The sequence below is a fragment of the Deinococcus alpinitundrae genome (assembly GCF_009982895.1).
Taxonomy (GTDB): domain Bacteria; phylum Deinococcota; class Deinococci; order Deinococcales; family Deinococcaceae; genus Deinococcus; species Deinococcus alpinitundrae.
In genome coordinates, this window is sequence record NZ_WXZL01000403.1 from 1 (window position 1) to 206 (window position 206).

Annotated in this window: 1 pseudogene; it reads left to right on the top strand. The window is 56.8% G+C overall.

The features are described from left to right. Positions 1-206, top strand: a pseudogene (locus GUI70_RS23910) (winged helix-turn-helix domain-containing protein); the annotation flags it as partial.

Below are 206 nucleotides of genomic sequence, written 5' to 3' on the forward strand. Positions count from 1 at the left end.
GCATCACCGCGATCACGTGCGCAGAATCCTGCATCAGTTGGGCTTTTCCCGTCAGAAGCCCGACAAACGCGCACTGGAACAGAACCCGGAAGCGGTGGCCACCTGGATTCACACCACCCTTCCCGAGATCAAAAAAAAGTAGCTGCTGGAGCGACCCTGGTCTTCCTGGATGAAGTCGGCTTCAGTCTCAAAGGGACGGTCAAGTG